General features: G+C 66.6%; 15 protein-coding genes and 1 pseudogene. 4 read left to right on the top strand and 12 right to left on the bottom strand.

Annotated elements, in window-relative coordinates; translation table 11 throughout:
• Window positions 1–69 precede the first annotated feature (69 nt).
• From AB0J47_RS21610 to AB0J47_RS21600, 3 genes are all read right to left on the bottom strand, one after another.
• Window positions 70–1599 (bottom strand): AAA family ATPase, encoded by a 1530-nt coding sequence (locus tag AB0J47_RS21610; protein ID WP_364348436.1) that lies wholly within the window; start codon window positions 1597–1599, stop codon window positions 70–72.
• A gap of 239 nt (window positions 1600–1838) precedes the next feature.
• A complete protein-coding gene (locus AB0J47_RS21605) occupies window positions 1839–2021 on the bottom strand; it encodes a universal stress protein (RefSeq protein ID WP_364348433.1) in 183 nt (60 codons plus the stop codon).
• Between the two features lie 32 nt (window positions 2022–2053).
• Window positions 2054–2959 carry a universal stress protein gene (locus AB0J47_RS21600; RefSeq protein WP_364348430.1) on the bottom strand — a complete coding sequence of 302 codons (906 nt, stop codon included), beginning with the start codon at window positions 2957–2959 and terminating at the stop codon, window positions 2054–2056.
• A gap of 433 nt (window positions 2960–3392) precedes the next feature.
• Here AB0J47_RS21600 and AB0J47_RS21595 point away from each other — a divergent pair, with 433 nt between their 5' ends.
• Window positions 3393–3995 carry a hypothetical protein gene (locus tag AB0J47_RS21595; RefSeq protein ID WP_364348427.1) on the top strand — a complete coding sequence of 201 codons (603 nt, stop codon included), beginning with the start codon at window positions 3393–3395 and terminating at the stop codon, window positions 3993–3995.
• Window positions 3992–4885, top strand: coding sequence for a universal stress protein (locus AB0J47_RS21590; RefSeq protein ID WP_364348424.1), 894 nt, complete (start codon window positions 3992–3994; stop codon window positions 4883–4885). Before AB0J47_RS21595 ends, AB0J47_RS21590 begins: the two co-directional genes overlap by 4 nt.
• A gap of 293 nt (window positions 4886–5178) precedes the next feature.
• On the opposite strand, the pseudogene AB0J47_RS21585 reads toward AB0J47_RS21590, so the two are convergent.
• Window positions 5179–5866, bottom strand: a pseudogene (locus tag AB0J47_RS21585) (erythromycin esterase family protein); the annotation flags it as partial.
• Window positions 5867–6152: 286 nt separating this feature from the next.
• Between AB0J47_RS21585 and AB0J47_RS21580 the strand changes: the two are divergent.
• Window positions 6153–7034: an ABC transporter ATP-binding protein gene (locus AB0J47_RS21580; protein WP_364348421.1), complete on the top strand. Its 882-nt coding sequence runs from the start codon at window positions 6153–6155 to the stop codon at window positions 7032–7034.
• A gap of 6 nt (window positions 7035–7040) precedes the next feature.
• Complete coding sequence (locus AB0J47_RS21575) at window positions 7041–7835, top strand: ABC transporter permease subunit (protein WP_364348418.1); 795 nt, start codon at window positions 7041–7043, stop codon at window positions 7833–7835.
• Window positions 7836–7981: 146 nt separating this feature from the next.
• Here AB0J47_RS21575 and AB0J47_RS21570 read toward each other — a convergent pair whose 3' ends face one another.
• From AB0J47_RS21570 to AB0J47_RS21535, 8 genes are all read right to left on the bottom strand, one after another.
• Window positions 7982–9343 (bottom strand): PfkB family carbohydrate kinase, encoded by a 1362-nt coding sequence (locus AB0J47_RS21570; RefSeq protein WP_364348415.1) that lies wholly within the window; start codon window positions 9341–9343, stop codon window positions 7982–7984.
• Between the two features lie 167 nt (window positions 9344–9510).
• Window positions 9511–10419 (bottom strand): universal stress protein, encoded by a 909-nt coding sequence (locus tag AB0J47_RS21565; RefSeq protein ID WP_364348412.1) that lies wholly within the window; start codon window positions 10417–10419, stop codon window positions 9511–9513.
• 260 nt (window positions 10420–10679) lie between these two features.
• Complete coding sequence (locus AB0J47_RS21560) at window positions 10680–11153, bottom strand: hydrogenase maturation protease (protein ID WP_364348409.1); 474 nt, start codon at window positions 11151–11153, stop codon at window positions 10680–10682.
• Window positions 11150–12442, bottom strand: a complete 1293-nt coding sequence (locus tag AB0J47_RS21555; protein ID WP_364348406.1) for a Ni/Fe hydrogenase subunit alpha — start codon at window positions 12440–12442, stop codon at window positions 11150–11152. Before AB0J47_RS21555 ends, AB0J47_RS21560 begins: the two co-directional genes overlap by 4 nt.
• Complete coding sequence (locus tag AB0J47_RS21550) at window positions 12426–13214, bottom strand: oxidoreductase (protein WP_364348403.1); 789 nt, start codon at window positions 13212–13214, stop codon at window positions 12426–12428. Before AB0J47_RS21550 ends, AB0J47_RS21555 begins: the two co-directional genes overlap by 17 nt.
• Complete coding sequence (locus tag AB0J47_RS21545; RefSeq protein ID WP_364348508.1) at window positions 13214–14023, bottom strand: FAD/NAD(P)-binding protein; 810 nt, start codon at window positions 14021–14023, stop codon at window positions 13214–13216. Before AB0J47_RS21545 ends, AB0J47_RS21550 begins: the two co-directional genes overlap by 1 nt.
• 62 nt (window positions 14024–14085) lie before the next feature.
• The gene (locus AB0J47_RS21540; RefSeq protein ID WP_364348400.1) at window positions 14086–14598 is read right to left on the bottom strand and encodes a cyclic nucleotide-binding domain-containing protein; all 513 of its coding nucleotides are present in this window, start codon (window positions 14596–14598) and stop codon (window positions 14086–14088) included.
• Window positions 14585–15706, bottom strand: coding sequence for a 4Fe-4S dicluster domain-containing protein (locus tag AB0J47_RS21535; RefSeq protein ID WP_364348397.1), 1122 nt, complete (start codon window positions 15704–15706; stop codon window positions 14585–14587). The genes AB0J47_RS21540 and AB0J47_RS21535 overlap by 14 nt, the downstream gene beginning before the upstream one ends.
• Between the last annotated feature and the right edge of the window lie 342 nt (window positions 15707–16048).

Raw genomic sequence — 16048 nt, 5'->3', positions numbered from 1 at the left:
CGATATGGTGGTCGTCCACTAGAAACACCCTGGTCATTTCGCTGTGTCTCTATGCAGCATTCACTCAGCCTAGGGCGGTGTTCGTGATCGCGGGTCGGAGTTCGACCCTTGATTGGTGACCGAAGCCCCTTGCCTTTCAGTGTGAATAATGTTGTGCCACGCGCAAAGTGCTACGGCGGTGGTGTCGGCAAGCATCAGACTGGTGTCCACGGGTAGCGCCTGAGGCCAGACCGCTGCGATGGCCGACATGTCGGCGGCGATCTGGGTGGTCGCGTCGGAATCGCCGTCGCCGCGCAGACGGATGCGGCGCTCCGCCACCGAGGGCGGGCATTGGCACCGCAGTTGCAGCAGGTCGGCGTTCGCCTCGGCCGCGAGTGTGGCGGTACGCTGCCGCTCGTCGACGTCGATCCAGCTGGCGTCCAGGATCACTGAGCGGCCGAGGGCCAGCAGCTTTCGGGCTCTGCTCCGTAGTTCGGTGTAGACACGAGCTTTACCTGCAGCGGAATACGTTCCGGCGCCGAAGGTTCCGATCGAGCCGGTGACCTCACCGGTACCACGCAACTGCTTGCGCACATGATCACTGGAGAGCAGGACCGCTCCCGTGCTCGCAGAAAGCTCCACGGCAACGGTCGATTTCCCGGTGCCGGGCGATCCGCCGACCAGCACCAGGCGAACCGCGGCCCGCTCGAGATGGCGCAGTGCGAGCCACAGGTGCCGGTGCATACGATCGCGGGCCGTGGACTCGCCCTGGCCGAAGCGGATGACGTCCACCTTCGCTCGCACGAGCGCCCGGTAGGCAACGTAGTGGTCACGCAACGAGGCGGGCGCCGGATCCTCAGTGATCCGCTGGTAGTCGTCGAGCAGCCGCTCGCCCAGTTCGGTATGCCCGCGGAACTCCAAATCCATGGCCAGGAACGCGAGGTCGTCGAGGCGGTCGACGTAACGCAGCCGGTCGTCGAAGTCCAGGCAATCCAGGATGCGGAAGCCGTCGGCCAGTTCGAAGATGTCCTCGGCCTGCAGGTCGCCGTGCCCGTCCACGATGTGCCCGTCGGCGATCCTATTGTTCAGCAACGGTTCTCGGCCGTCGATGTAGCGCATCGCGAGCCGGTCGATCCGGTCGAGGAGATCCGGATCGGCGACGTCTGCCCGCTGTTCGGCAAGACTGCCCAGCAGCACCTGCCACCGATGGCGCAGTGCGTCCGCGGTGCCCTCCGCGTCGATCTCCGGTCCGCGACGGGCCCTGTCGTGGAAGCTTGCCAGCATCTGTGCCAGCGCCGACAGCTCCGCTGTGCTCTTAGCCTGGTCGGCCAGGATGTTGGACAAACGGCCGTCTTCGGGCATGCGGCGCATGACCAGCAGCGGCTCGGCGGGGGAGCCGCTGGGGTCGCTGAGATGGGCCAGGCCGAGATATACGTCCGGAGCCAGGCGGCGATTCAATTCGAGTTCCCTGACACAGGCGTGCTCGCGCAGTTGCGGCGTGCTGAAATCGAGGAAGTCGGTGCGGACGGCCTTCTTTACCTTGTAGGCCCGGTCCCCGTACAGAACAACCAGTCCGGTATGGGTTTCCCGTAGCTCGGCGGGTGCGGCGAATCCGGGCATGGCGCAAACCCCTTTCGGTGTGCTCACTGGTTTTTCGGAAGAGGCCGTCCTGATCGGGCCTCCCAGCGTGCAGAGCCGCGACAGCGGCGGCATCGGCTGGAGCGGTCGATCAGGCCGGGGATCGGTGGGTCCTCGACCACCTAGGTGGTGATGTCGAGGTCACCGACCGGTGTGGCGGCCACCGTGGCGAACTCACTCGACGCGGCGACGGCGGCCGCACCTTGTTGCCGATACATGTCCTAGTGGATATCACGGAAAGCGATGTTCGGTCCGAAGTCGACCGGGGCGGCGATGCCGTACACGATGTGCAGAGGTGCGCGGTGGTGGACAGCGTCGACGGCGGCCCATCGGGTGGCCGCGGCGGCGGTTTCGGAGCCGTCGATGCCGACCATGACGGGAGGGTTGATGGCGTTGGCAGACATGTGATGTCGCTACCTTCCTGTCGGAGCGGGGCTTACTCCGGGTGGACGACCATGACCGGGCACTGCGCGGTCTGCACCAGTGCGTTGCTGGTTGAGCCGAGCAGCAGCCCGCGGAATCCGCCCCGGCCCCGGCCGCCGACCACGAGAAGTTGAGCGGACTTCGACCAGTCGAGCAGCGGTCGGCGAGGCCCGGATAGGTACACCTTCCGGATGACATGGATGTCCGGATATTTCGCGTGCCACGTCGTCAGCTGTCCGGCAAGGAGCGCCTGTCCCGCGGTCTCGATGTCGCGGTCGGAGCGGATGCTGGGGAATGGGGTGAAGATGTCGAGGTACAGCTCACCGCAGGCATGGACCGCGACGAGTTGGCTTTCACGCTCGTCCGCCTCGGCGAACGCGACCGCGATCGCGGCCTCGCTGACCGGGCTCCCGTCCACGCCGACGACGACGGGACCGGCGTCGCGGGTCTGCTGTTCGGTACCGGTGTCGCGGAGTACCACGATGGTGCCGTGGCCGTGGTTGGTCACCGCGAGCAGGGTGGAGCCGAGGTGGGTGAGCGTACCAGCGGTGCCCGCCGCGCCGATCGCGACAAGATGCGCGGCTTCGGATCGGTGGATCAACAGCTGGGCCGGATTTGCCTGGGAGACTTCGGTTTCCACGGCCAGGGTGGAGTCGACCCGATGGGCCAGGCGCTGGGCCATCAGCACGTAGTCTTGGCCGCGTCCGCGGATCTTCCCGAGCACACCGGGTAGCGCACTGAACGCCGCCCTGATCGAGGAGAGATCGAGGCCGTGCACGATGCGTAGTCGGCGTTGCCGGCGTGAGGCCGTTTCGGCGGCCCAGCGGACGGCGAGGTCGGAGGCTTCGGAACCGTCGACGCCGACGACTACTTCGGCCGAGGTCAGTCGGTGCGGATCATCGTTGTTCGGGGTGGCCATGAGCGCGGTGTCCCTTCACTTCCGATGATCCGGTTACCCATACATTAGGAATCCGTACTGGCCGGGCACGGCTGTCGTTGGTCCCCAACCACAGGGCCTAAAGACAATTCATGCCATCGTGGACGGCAAGCAGCGCAGGGGCGCTCAGGGTAGGGGCACGACCAGGTCAACCCCCGCGCAATGCTGAAACTGCTGCCCGATCGCTCGGCCCGCGACAGATCTGCGCGTCGATCTGGATGCGGCCGGGCTGACCGCGAAGCTCGGCGTGGACCACCTGTACCCGACCTTGCCGAGCGCGATTTCGGCCTACCAGGCGGCCGAGAAAGCGAGGTCGGTGGACCCTGGGGAGCGATGACCTTCTTCTCTGCTCGCGTACGCGCCAACGCGCGATGCTCGAGTCAGGACAAATGCCACCGGAAGAAGGTGACTGGTGTTGTCGGAGGACTCGGTGTTCGCCGTCCGTGGCGCGTGGTCACCGCTGCTGCGGGTGTGGTGGTTGCGACTGTGGCGTCCGAATCCCCTACTGCGGCCGTTGGATCGGATCGAGGCCGTGCTGCGGATCATAGTCGTCGTCGCGGTGCTCGTCGCGATTCCGGTTGCCGGAACGCTTGGGACGACGGCCTATACCGGCGCGGCCGCTCGGATCCGCACCGAGAACGCGGCGAAGTCCGCTGTCAGCGCGGTGATCACGGAGGAACCCCAGCTGATGTCTTCACATCTGCTCGAGGCACGGGTGCAGTGGCTCCGGGATGGCCGACCCGGTACCGCGACGGTGCGGGTGCGTGGCAGTGCCGCGATCGGTGATCACGTGACGGTGTGGCTGGGACCCGAGGGCGCTCCGACGGGCCCACCACAGCCGTCCAATGTCGCCGCGATGACCGGCATCGGCGTCGGTGTCGTGGTGCTGAGCGGCACCTGGGTGGTCGCATGGCTGCTGCTACAGGGCACCGTATGGCTGCTCGAGCGTCGCCGTCGGATGCAGTGGGACCAGCAATGGCGAAATCTCAACCGCCCGATAACAGAGGACAGGCAATGAAGGGAACGACCATGGGCAATTCCACAGTGCCGGAGATAATTGTGGCGGTCGACGGCTCGGCCAGTTCATATCAGGCGGTCGCCTGGGCGGCGGTCGATGCCGCGCTGCACCACTGCCCGCTGCGCCTTCTCACCTCGGTGGCGGTCCCCGACTTCGGCCCCGACCGGACCTTGAACGAGGCGGACATCGACTGGTTGCGCCGCGACGGTGAGCGGATCCTCACCGAAGCGACCCGCGTGGCACACCAGGCCGCCCCAGGCGAGGAGCTGGACTTGGCCACCGAGGTGATCTTCGCATCGATCATCTCTACCCTGATCCTGCATTCGGCGCAGGCCAGGATGCTGGTAGTCGGCAGCCGCGGGATCGGCGCGCTCCACCGCGGACTTCTCGGCTCGGTCAGCACTGCGGTCACCCACCACGCGCATTGCCCGGTCGCCGTTATCCACGGGAATTCGGCCATCGATCCGGTGTCGGCGAGTAAACCCGTCCTGGTCGGTGTCGACGGGTCATCCAATAGCGTGCCCGCCATCGAGCTCGCGTTCGAGGAGGCATCGCGCCGCAAGGTCGGACTGACGGCGCTACATACCTGGAGCGATGCCAGCGGCATCGATCTGCCGCATTCCGGCTGGGAGGCCGCGCGTGAGTCCGAGCAAGAGCTGCTGGCCGAGAATATGGGCGCCTATCGCGACCGGTACCCGGACGTGTCCGTGCTACGCATCCTGAAGCTGGACAGGCCGGTTCGAGCGCTGCTCGAAGAGTCGGCAAATGCCCAACTGCTAGTCGTCGGAAGCCACGGCCGCGGCGGATTCGCAAGCATGGTCCTCGGCTCCACCAGCAACGCCCTGCTACATACAGTCGATTGCCCGATGATCGTGGTACGCAAGGGGTGACGGTCACCTGCCGCTTGCAGCAGTTTGGGGGTCTATACGCGGACTCGGGCTGGGTAAGACTGCTTTGGGCCTGTGCGCGGCGGCTCAGGGGTGGCCGTCGCGTGTGGCAGCCCGAGTGACGAGGCGATCAAGGTGGTCCAGGCGAGAATGGCGGCCCAGTCGCGCAGATCGCCGGGCCGCAGATCTGCCGCCGTCGACTAGGCACGTTCATCGCGAACATGCTGCACCGGTCGCTCGTCACAGACCCGACGGGTACATCTCCGGGGATCGTGCCCGTGACCGGCGTTGTGCGCGCGCAGCCAGTTGGCGAATTCGCGGGCCTCGGTGTTGCGCCACACCAAGGTCGGGAATCGTTCGAATCCGCGCAGCGCCTATTCGGTGCTGGTGTCGTTGCCGCGCCCGTGCACGTACTGGTTCACCCGGGTATGTATCGGGCCAGTCCGCCTCGGCGGCGACCGCGGTGAAGCCCTTCTTCTCGGTCAGCCAGCGGGTGATCGCCGGGCGGGCCCGGTAGAACTCGTGTGTGCCCTGCGAACTTTCGCCGATCAGCACGAACCGGGCCTTGCCGATGAGTTCCTCGAGCACCCGAGTGTGTGGGAGGCCGTCGGGTGCGTCGATGGCGGCGGCGCCGATGGTCGCCGCGGTGTCGACGAGCGCGACGCCGGTGGTCGAGAAGCCGAGCAGAGTACGCACCTGCTCGTCGGTGACCTGGGTGAAGTCCCAGAACCATTCGCCGACCGCGCGGAACGGCGAAGGCATTGTCGCGCAGACCATTTCGTCGATCGAGGCACCGAGTTCCCGGCAGGTCGACTCCGGTGCGGCGGGACCGCGACAACGATCCGCTTCGGCTCGCCCACCCAGGTCGCCTCGATGGCCGCGAACATGCTCGCGCCGTTGGCCAATCCGTTGTCCACCCAGGATCACCGTCCGCCCGGCCACCTCGATCGAGTCTCGATCGGCGCGATAGGTGGCCTCGCGCCGGCGCGCGGCCACCATCCAAGGGCCGAAGGTTGAGAGGTCGCGCCGGGACAGGCGTTTACCGCCGTCCGCTTTCCGCAGGACCCGGTCAACGAACTGATCTTGGCGCAGACCGATGGACCGATCGGTTCCCCGGAGCACAAGGTGACGGCTGTGGCCGTGCGCCGTGTAGCGAGCGGGGACGAACGTCCTCGGTGAGCGGGTCCTCGGGCTCTGGGGCAGGGGCCTATGCCAGCGGATAGTCGAGATAACCGGCGTCTCGCCGCCTGCGCGAAGGAAGGTGCCCCCGATGATTCGGATGGATGGGCTGACGAAATACTACGGCCGCAAACCCGCGCTGGTCGACGTGACGCTGCAGATCCCGGCCGGGGTCGTTTTCGGCTACCTGGGACCCAACGGCGCGGGCAAGACGACCACGATTCGGATCCTTGTCGGACTCATGCGCCCCACTCGCGGTACTGCATGGGTACAGGGAGCGGACACGGTCCGAGAACGCGAGGCCGCCCAGCGCTGCCTCGGGTACCTGCCCGGGCAATTCGTCGCCTACCACGATCTGACCGCACAGCAGTACCTCGAGTACCTAGCAAACCTGCGCGGCGACGTCGATCCCGCGGTGCGTGAGGCGCTGGTCAAGCGGCTTGACCTGGACCCGACGGACCGCATCGGCGCGATGTCGCATGGCAACCGGCAGAAGGTCGGCATCGTGCAGGCGTTCATGTCCGAGCCGGATGTGCTGGTGCTCGATGAGCCGACGCAGGGGTTGGATCCCTTGGTACAGCGCGAATTTCTCGCGATGGTGCGCGAAGCCCGCGACGCCGGACGCACGGTCTTCCTGTCCTCCCATGTGCTCTCGGAGGTGCAGGCCGTCGCCGACACCGTCGCCATCCTGCGGGAGGGACGAGTGATCGCCGAGCACTCGGTGGCCGAGCTGACCAATCAGGCACGCCACCGCATCGACCTCACCTTCGCCGGCGAGCCCCCGGACTTGGGCGTACTGCGCCGAATCGATGGCGTGCGGCGGGTCGAGCAAAGCGCCGTCGCCGTGCACGTCGACGTGGACGGTTCGACCGCCGAACTGCTCAAAGCCGTCGCACCCTACGACGTGGTCGACATTGTCAGCCATGAACCGGATCTCGAAGAGGTCTTCCTCGCCTACTATGGACAGGAGTGAAAGACCATGCTGCGCAACGTCTATCAGAAGAGTCTGCGTGATCAGCGGCGCGGGCTGCTCGGCTGGAGCATCGGGATCGTCGCGCTCGTGCTGATGGAAAGCGCGTTGTGGCCGTCGATCTCGGATATGGCCGGCATGCGCGAGTTTCTGCAGAACTATCCCGAGCCGCTGCGCAAGCTGTTCAATCTGGACACCTTCGGCACCGGGACCGGCTTCCTGAACGCGGAACTGTTCAGTATGTTGCTGCCGATCCTATTCCTGGTCTTCGCGATCGGCCGTGGCGCGCGGGCGATCGCGGGCGAAGAGGAACTCGGCACACTCGAGGTGCTCTTGGTGACCAGGGTCTCGCCCGTGCGCTTGGCGCTCGAACAGGCGGCCGTGCTCGCGACCGCCGTGTTCACGCTGGGCGCTGTGCTGTTCGGTGCGATCGTGGTGTGTTCGGCGATCTTCGGCTTGGACATCGCAATCGGCGCCGCGCTGACCGGAGCATTGTCGATGGTGCTGCTCGGCATCGAATTCGGCTGGCTCGCAGTGGCTGTCGGCGCTGCCACCGGTAAACGGTCTGTGGCACTTGCCGTCACGGCGGTGTTCGCGGTCGGCGCGTATGTGCTCTACGTCGCGAGCAAACTGGTCGAGGCCGTGCGGCCATGGGGACCGGCGTCGCCGTTCCATCAGGCGATCGAGGGCGGGCCACTCGGTGCTGGGCTGCCTGCGGCATATGGCTGGCTGGTGCTGGCGGGTGCGGTGGCTCTGGTGGCCGCCCTGCCGGTCTTCGACCGCCGCGACATCGCGGGAGTGTGATCCATCGCCGTGGCGGAATTCGGGCCTGCAGGTTTGATTTGGGACGGGCTGCGGCTGGGGGGCCGCAGCCACAGCCGCGTGCGGCAGGTGTTGTCTCGGCCTACTGGTGTTACGTCGTGAGGATATCGGTGAGCGGGCGGTGCGGCTCAGTGGCGCATGGTGAGGATGTCAGCGAGGGGGCGTCGCGGCGTCGGCGGGGTCTCGGCCTCGTCGTCGGGCGCTGTGCCGATGCGGATCACGACTTGCGGCACGCCTGGATGGGGGAGCAGGCTCGCGAGGGCCTTTCGGCCGGTGGGTAATTCGGTGATATGGGTCAGTGCGCAGGTCGCCAATTTGGCGGCGGTGCACTCGAGTAGTAGGGCGGACAGCGCCTCGCCGGTGTACAGCCAGTCGATTTGGGAATCGGTGATCGAGCTGAGCATCAGCAGTCGCGACTGGTCCTCCAGCGTGTCGCGGCGGGCCGAATGCGGCGCGGACGGGTATTTGCGTCCTACACTGACGCGGGCGGATTCGGCATCGGAGACCAGCGCGTTGCGCGGAATGCCCTCCGGACCGCTGGAATGTCCAACCCACCAACGCAATTCGGACTGGTACTCCATATCGTATCGACGCATCGCGGTGGCCTGCTCAGATGCCGCCGCGAGTCGGGAGCGGACGCTGTCGTCGAGGACGGACAGCTCCAGATCATGGAATGTCACCAGCATGCGCGCGGTGTGCACCAACTGCGGCCAGTCTCTCGGCGGCAGCATCGGCAACCGGTCGGTGTGCCGCCGATCGATGGCGCGAGCGCGAGCGAGCACACTGTCCGGTGGGTCGGGCCACCCGCGGAAGTCGATGACCGCGAGGTAATCGGGTTGCTCCGGATCAGGCAGGCGTGTGGTGTCGGTGTGCCAACCCTGCGCGGCGAACGCGGTGCGCACATGGTGCAGCATCGCACCGCAGCTGATCACCAACTGCCTGCCGAGCGGGTCCGCCGCGCTCAGCAGCCGGTCGTTGTCGCGGCGCAGATGCAGCCGAGTGCCGTCGAACTCCCAGCGCCACGGCTGGGTGTTGTGCACCGACGGCGCCCGGCTGGCCAGCCGCATGGCCGCCAACACGGTCGGATGGTCCGGCGCGGACGGGACTGAAGAGGGGTTGCTATCGGTCATACCGCGAGTGTCGTCCGTCGCCATATCGTTCGATATGGGATTTGCGCCCGTTCTCGAGGGCACATCGTCACCGGCCGGAACATTGGCGTCCCGGGTGTCGGAGCCGACCTCGATACGCCGGTGGTCGAGCCCTTCTTCGTCGAGTAACCGATCCAGCCGCGCGCCGACCTCCCGCCCGGCGGTATGTAATGCGACCGCCGAACCGCCCAGCCTGCCCACACATCGGGCGACATTGATCCCACCTCCGCCGCGGCTCACCGAGCATCGCCGCGCGCGGTTCCCGCCCTCGCTGATCAGCCGGTCCCCCTCGAAGGCGACGTCCACGGTCGGATTCAGGGTGACCGTCACAACCGTGGACACAGGATGACTCCTCTGCCCGGGCGTATGACTCAGCTTCGGCCACGGCGGCCGCAGTCGCACAGTGCCGAAGGCCCCCGAATGGATGCCGTTGGTCGGTCGGGCCGGATCGACCGTCGCCGTCACCCCGACCGCGGAATCATGACCTTTGCTGGTGTTGGAGTGTGAAACTAGTTCGGGTGCACGACCATGACCGGACAGTCCGCATGCTGCACGAGCCAGCTGCTGGTCGAGCCGAGGAGTAGACCGCGGAATCCGCCGCGGCCGCGGCTGCCGACGACGAGCAACTGTGCGGACTTCGACCAGTACGCCAACTGTTCGCGTGGCCCGGTAACGGAGACCTTGCGGGTTACGGTGACGTCAGGGTATTTCTCCTGCCAACCTGCGAGACGCTCGGCTAGCAGTGCGTGTTCGGCGATCTCGAGGTCGACGATGGGGATTTCGAGATATGAATTTCCGGCATACTCGCCCAAAGTCAGGTCGCTCCAAGTGTGCACGGTGACGAGTTCGGCATTGCGCTCGGACGCCTCGGCGAATGCCGCGCCAAGGGCGGCTTCCCCGACCGAGCTGCCGTCCGCGCCCACCACGACCGGCCCGCCGCGATGAGGCGGTTCTCTGGTGCCCCGCACGACCACGATCGCGCCGTGGCCGTGCCCGGCCACCGCGAGCAACGTCGATCCGAGGTGCGCGAGCGAGCTGACGCTCCTAGTGGCGCCGAGGACAACGAGGTGCGCGCTTTCCGAGAGCGCGATCAGCGACTTCGCCGGGTTTGCTTCGTAGAGTTCGGTGGCCACGCTGCGATCGGGAGCGATATCGCACGCAAGAGCACGGGCCTCGGCGAGGATGTGATCGCCATGGCCGCGCATCGCCTCGATGACCGAGGACATCCTGGTGAGGTGGCTTCCGAGGACCGCGCGAGTAACCGCGAGGTCGAGGCCGTGCACGATCAGCAGGTGCCGCCCCTTCCGAGCCGCCGTTTCGGCCGCCCATCGGACGGCGGCATCGGCAGTCGCGGACCCATCGGTCCCCACCACCACTGCAGCCGAGGCCAACTGGTGCCGATCCGCATCATGTCTCATTCCGCTGCCCCCTAGATCGCGATGTTCGCGTCGGTGTGTATCGGACTGTCGAACAAAGCATCTCGCCCGACCGACTCGGCTGTGAGGTGCCGAACGTCATCGGTCGCGATGACCAAGAGCATGTGACGGTTGTGTGGTCCAGCCGCGGGACTCAGGTCTCCATGGGCACTGGAACACGGGGCGCCGGTCATCGATTCATGACGGTCGCAAGAAGCGGGGAAGGGTTCGGTTTGCTGCACCGGGCCTCCCGCGGCTGAGGACTATCCGGTTGCGATCCCGGCGCGCGCCAGCTCGGTCAAGGTCGCCTGAACCACCCGTGGGCGCGCTGCCGCGACGGGGCCGGACAGGCCGACACCGAGGTCGAGGGTCGCTGCTTCCACGGCGATGACGACAAGCTCGTGGGGGAGGCGGCCGAGCGCGCGGCCGAGAGGCACCGCGTCGGGGATGCCGAGGGCGTGGGAGCTGGTGGCCGTGGTGAGTTCACGCAGGGCCTCGACAGTTGTACACCAGGCGCGGCCCGGAGTGGACGGTTCACACTCGACGGCGTCCACGACGACGGCGAGCTCGGCGCCGTCCCAGGCATCGAGCAGTCCGGTCGGTTCGCCGTCGCAAAAGGCGACGAGAACACCGGGCAGGTCCAGCGCTTCGATGTCTCGGGCCACGGCCGGGCCGATCCCATCGTCGCGACGGAACTCGTTCCCGACGCCGATAACGACGGCCTGCGGCCCGGTCACCGGCGCACCACATCGAGTGCGAGGAAGTGCGCCGAGCACGAGATGCATGGGTCGTAGTTGCGGATGGTGCGTTCGCACAGTGCGGTGAGCGCCGCGTCGTCGAGGTCGAGGTGGTCTGTGACGACGCGACGCAGGTCGTCTTCGATGGCGGCCTGGTTCTGCGAGGTGGGTGGAACGATGTCGGCGGAGCGGATGATGCCCTCACCGTCGACGTCGTAGCGGTGATACAACAGACCCCGTGGTGCTTCACTCACTCCGTGGCCGGTAGCCGCCCGAGGGGCGACGGGAACGAATGCGCTCGGGGGTGTTTCGTAGTCTTCGATCAGCCGTAGCGCCTCCTCGATGGCATAGACGACCTCGACGGCGCGAACCAGGATGCTGCGGAAGGGGTTTCGGCATTCACCGCCCAGTCCGATCTCGGTGGCAACCTGACGGGCTAGCGGCGACAACCGGGTGGAGTTGAGTGTGTACCGGGCCAACGGTCCGGTGAGGTAGCGGCGGCCGTCGAGGGTCGCATGCAGGGCGGTGGAGTGCGGAACCTGAGCTTCGGCGACGTGGTCGGGGAATTCGGCAGCGGAGAAGGTGAGCCCGGTACTGCTGTGGATATCTCCGGATTCGATCGCATACCGGTGCGGGTCGGAGGCGGCGAGCAGGTCGTAGTTCAGCTCGACGTCCGGAAATTCCAGGCCGCCAGCGTAGCGGGCGGTATGCACGGCGTCATCGAGGGCGCGGCGCAGCTGTTCGGCTAGTGGCGCGAAATCGATAGGGGATGGAACCGAGTAGAAGCCGCCGACCCGCACGTTGATCGGATGGATGGACCGTCCGCCGATCAGTTCGAGCACGGCGTTGCCGGCCTTCTTCACCGCCAGGCCCCGTTCGACGAGCTCACGATGATCGGCGGCGAGGGTAATGGCGTCGGGGTAGCCGAGGATATCGGGTAGGTGCAGCAGGTAGATGTGTAAGGAATGGCTGGAGATCCACTCTCCGCAGTACAATAGGCGGCGCAGCCGCGCCAGGGGTGGGTCGAGTTCGGCGCCGCACAGCTGCTCGAGTGCGTTGCAGGCGCTGGTCTGGTAGGCGACGGGGCAGATGCCGCAGATGCGGGAGGTGATGTCGGGTGGTTCGGTGTAGGCGCGGCCGCGCAGGAACGCCTCGAAGAAGCGGGGCGGCTCGTAGATGTTCAGTTCGGCCCGTTCGACGGCACCGTCGGCGACGATGATCCGCAGCGCGCCTTCGCCCTCCACTCGCGCAAGCGAACTGACTCGCAACTGCCTAGTGCGATGACTCATCGGATCTCCTGTCCGCGAAGGCCGGGGCGGCCGCCGCGACAGTGTGAAACACTCGGTCGATATCGTCGGTGGACATGCCATTGACACTCAGAATCGGTAGCAGCGCACGGATATTCGGAGACGCCATCGGGCCGAAGCAGCCGTAGCAGCCGCGATGAAAGGCCGGGCACAGCGCACCGCACCCGGCGTGGGTGACCGGGCCCAGACACGGAATGCCGTGTGCGACGGTCACACATGTGGTACCGCGGCGCTTGCACTCGGTGCAGACGCTGGTGTTCGGCAGGTCAGGTTTGCGCCCGGCGAGGAAGGCGCACAGCGTGTCCAGCAGTTGGCGACGGTCGATCGGGCAGCCGCGCAACTCGAAATCCACCGGCACGTGTGCCGAGATCGGTGTCGAGGTGGCCAGCGTCGAAATGTATTGTGGGCTGGCATACACCACGGAGGTGAACTCGGTGACGTCGGCGAAGTTGCGCAGTGCTTGGATGCCGCCGTGCGTTGCGCAGGCACCGATGGTGACGAGAATCCGTGACTGCGCCCGGATCTCGATGATGCGGCGCTGTTCCTCCGGCGTGGTGACCGATCCTTCGACCAGCGACACGTCGTAAGGTCCGGGTTCGACCGTGCTGGTCGCCTCGGTGAAATGTGCGATGTGCAGGCGTCCGGCCAGGCTCAGCAGCTCGTCCTCGCAGTCGAGCAGGGTCAGCTGGCAGCCGTCGCAGGAGGTGAACTTCCACACCGCCAAGGTCGGGGTCTTCGTCTGGGAAGTGTTCATCACAGCTCCCGAATCGATAGCAGCGGTTGGGCTGTCGCGTAGTCGACGACCGGGCCATCGCGGCACAGCAGCAGCGGTCCGAGTTGGCAGTGCCCGCAGCGGGCGACGCCGCACTGCATGTTGCGTTCGAGCGCGATCCGGATGTCGGTTGCGGCGATTCCCTTGCGCAGCAAGGTTTGCGCACAGAATCGCATCATCGGTTCCGGACCGCACAGGAACGCTGTTGTGCGACCGGTATCCAGCGTGAGCCTGGTCAATGGTTCGGTGACGAAGCCGACCGTGCCGGTCCAGCCCGCTGCCGGATGATCGACAGTTTGCTGTAATTCGACGTCATCGCTCGCGGCCCACTGCTGTTGGTCGTTTCGGAACAGGATGTCGGTCGGGGTCCGGGCACCGGTGATCAGCACCATCCGCCGGTAGTGGTCGCGAGCCGCGAGCGCAGTGAGTACGACCGGCCGCAGCGGCGCCAGTCCGACGCCGCCGCCGACGATCACAAGATCGCGCCCGCGTGCGGATTCGGGGTCCCAGCCGCTGCCGAACGGCCCGCGCACGCCGATCAACCCACCAACCATCGTGTCGTGTAACGCGCGGCTGATCGCGCCGACGGCGCGGATCGTGTGTTCGAGGACGTCGTCGTCGGCGGCCGGGTTGCCGCTGATCGATATGGCGATCTCGCCGACCCCGAAGCTGTAGAGCATCATGAACTGCCCGGCCCGAAACCGTTGCGCTGCCTGGTGAACCGGTTCGAGCATGAGGGTCACGGTGTCGCGGTTGTGTGGGATTCGGCCGACGACCCGGTAGGGCAGCATGGTGTCGCCCGGTGCCGGTGTACCCCGTGCGATGGTGGCGCTCGTCGTCGCGCCGGGGCGGCTCATCGACTGTTTCCTCGGTCGCCGATGCCGCTCAGCGGTGAGGGTGTGGAGGTGTCGCCAGGATTTCGGTACAGATCGAGCAGCCGTGCCCGGGTGGCCTGCAGGCGTTCCAGCACCACTTCGAGCAGCATGCGGTTCAGGGCACGGCCGAATACCGGGTCCAGGTCGGCGAGCTCGGTTAGTCGAGCGGAATCGAATTCGATCGCGAGTACCGGTTCGATCGTGTGTGCACCGAAATGCCAGCGGTATGGCGGCATCAGCCACGACCAGCCCAGCAGGTCTCCGCTGCCCAGCGTTTGGACGACGATATCGCCGCGGCCCGGGACGTGCGCGTCGAGCCTGACCAGGCCGTCGCGGATCAGCCAGCACCGGTCGGCCGATTGCCCCTCGGTGATCAGCTGCCGCCCGGCCGGGAAGCTGACGTCGCGACCGGCGTCGGCGAGTACGGCGAGTTCCGCGTCGGTCAGTGACGCCAGCTGAGCGAACTGCGATAGTTCGTCAACTGCGGTCACTGGCACCCCCTTCGGCGAGCGCGGTCATTTCGGCGGTGATATCGATCCCGGCCGGGCACCAAGCGATGCAGCGTCCGCAGCCGACGCAGCCGGAACTGCCGAACTGGTCGTGCCAGGTGCCGAGCTTGTGGGTGAGCCACTGCCGGTACCGGCTCTCGCCGGACTGCCGGACACTGCCGCCGTGCTGGTAGGAGTAATCCAGTTCGAAGCAGGACACCCAGCGTTCCCAGCGTTCGGCGTGGTCGCCGGTCAGATCGGTGACGTCCTCGGCGGAGGTGCAGAAACAGGTAGGGCACACCATCGTGCAGTTGCCACATGTGAGGCACCGAGATGCCACGTCCTGCCACTGCGGCGACTCGTGGGATTCGCGAAGCACAGTAGGCAGGTCGGCGTCCGGCATCGACCGTCCCATCCGTCCGGCCGCAGCGTCGACCGCCGTCCGGGCAGTGGTGAGGTCAGTGGTTTCGGCGGGACGCGTGGCGAGGTACGCGAGCACATCCGCTCCGGTCTCGCTGCCGACATCGACCAGGAAGCGATGCCCGGCGTCGTCGATCGTTTCGGTGAGCGCGAGGTCATATCCTTTGGAGACGCCGGGTCCTGTGCCCATCGAGACACAGAAGCACACGCCTCCCGGCTCGGTGCAGTTCACCGCGACCACGAACAGGCCCGCGTTGCGACCGGTGTATCCGGTGTCGGGATATGTCCCACCGCCGAGTACGCGGCCCAGGATCGCGATCGCGGCGAGATCACACCCACGCACACCGAGAAACGCAAACCGTTGCGCGGAGTCTTCGGCGCGTTGCTCGATCAGGTCAGGTCCCATCTCCCACACCTTGCGGTGTGGCGGATGCAGGAACTGCTTCCACGAGCCGGGCCCGGCCGAATGCGCGAAGACAGCCGCATCATCGCGGCGACGCAGCCGATACCGTCCGGGCGAGGTATCCACGCTCCACCCGGCGGGCAGTTGCGCTCCGGACGTGAGGTCGTCCAGCACGATCGCACCGTCGCGCTCCTGCGGACCGATGACGCGATACTCCGCCTCGCGCAGGACTTCTACGAGGCGGTCCAGGCCGGCGCGGTCGATCACTATGGTGTCGCCAGGCTTCATGAGGCCCCCTGCCGATCGCAGTATTCGTACGATGTCGAGTCTTGTGAGCGGATACCTGTGCGACGAGGGCCGAAGGTCACCACTCACGGCGACCGATGCCCCGAGCGTGACGGCCGCTGCGCTCGCGACGTTCCCTCGGTCAACGGGCTGCTGCCTGAGGGGCAAGAGGGTCCCACCCTCAGGCGGGCTGACGGCAACCAGCAGGGCCGCGGACAGGTCGACCCCACCTTGGTGGGCGATGCCCCACAGGCCGATGAGGGTCGCTGCTCCGTGGGCAGGTAACTCTCGCACCGCCACACGTTGGGCCCGGATTTCCCATGCTGCCAGAGTCTTTCGTCGGTA

The organism is Nocardia sp. NPDC049737 (genome assembly GCF_040674755.1).
Classification (GTDB): Bacteria; Actinomycetota; Actinomycetes; order Mycobacteriales; family Mycobacteriaceae; genus Nocardia.
This window is presented reverse-complemented; position numbering and strand designations above follow the sequence as displayed.

Coding starts and splice junctions, on each gene's coding strand:
- AB0J47_RS21610 (WP_364348436.1), bottom strand. CDS start 1,599: ATGCCCGGATTCGCCGCACCCGCCGAGCTACGGGAAACCCATACCGGA.
- AB0J47_RS21605 (WP_364348433.1), bottom strand. CDS start 2,021: ATGTCTGCCAACGCCATCAACCCTCCCGTCATGGTCGGCATCGACGGC.
- AB0J47_RS21600 (WP_364348430.1), bottom strand. CDS start 2,959: ATGGCCACCCCGAACAACGATGATCCGCACCGACTGACCTCGGCCGAA.
- AB0J47_RS21590 (WP_364348424.1), top strand. CDS start 3,992: ATGAAGGGAACGACCATGGGCAATTCCACAGTGCCGGAGATAATTGTG.
- AB0J47_RS21580 (WP_364348421.1), top strand. CDS start 6,153: ATGATTCGGATGGATGGGCTGACGAAATACTACGGCCGCAAACCCGCG.
- AB0J47_RS21575 (WP_364348418.1), top strand. CDS start 7,041: ATGCTGCGCAACGTCTATCAGAAGAGTCTGCGTGATCAGCGGCGCGGG.
- AB0J47_RS21565 (WP_364348412.1), bottom strand. CDS start 10,419: ATGAGACATGATGCGGATCGGCACCAGTTGGCCTCGGCTGCAGTGGTG.
- AB0J47_RS21555 (WP_364348406.1), bottom strand. CDS start 12,442: ATGAGTCATCGCACTAGGCAGTTGCGAGTCAGTTCGCTTGCGCGAGTG.
- AB0J47_RS21550 (WP_364348403.1), bottom strand. CDS start 13,214: ATGAACACTTCCCAGACGAAGACCCCGACCTTGGCGGTGTGGAAGTTC.
- AB0J47_RS21545 (WP_364348508.1), bottom strand. CDS start 14,023: ATGCTGCCCTACCGGGTCGTCGGCCGAATCCCACACAACCGCGACACC.
- AB0J47_RS21535 (WP_364348397.1), bottom strand. CDS start 15,706: ATGAAGCCTGGCGACACCATAGTGATCGACCGCGCCGGCCTGGACCGC.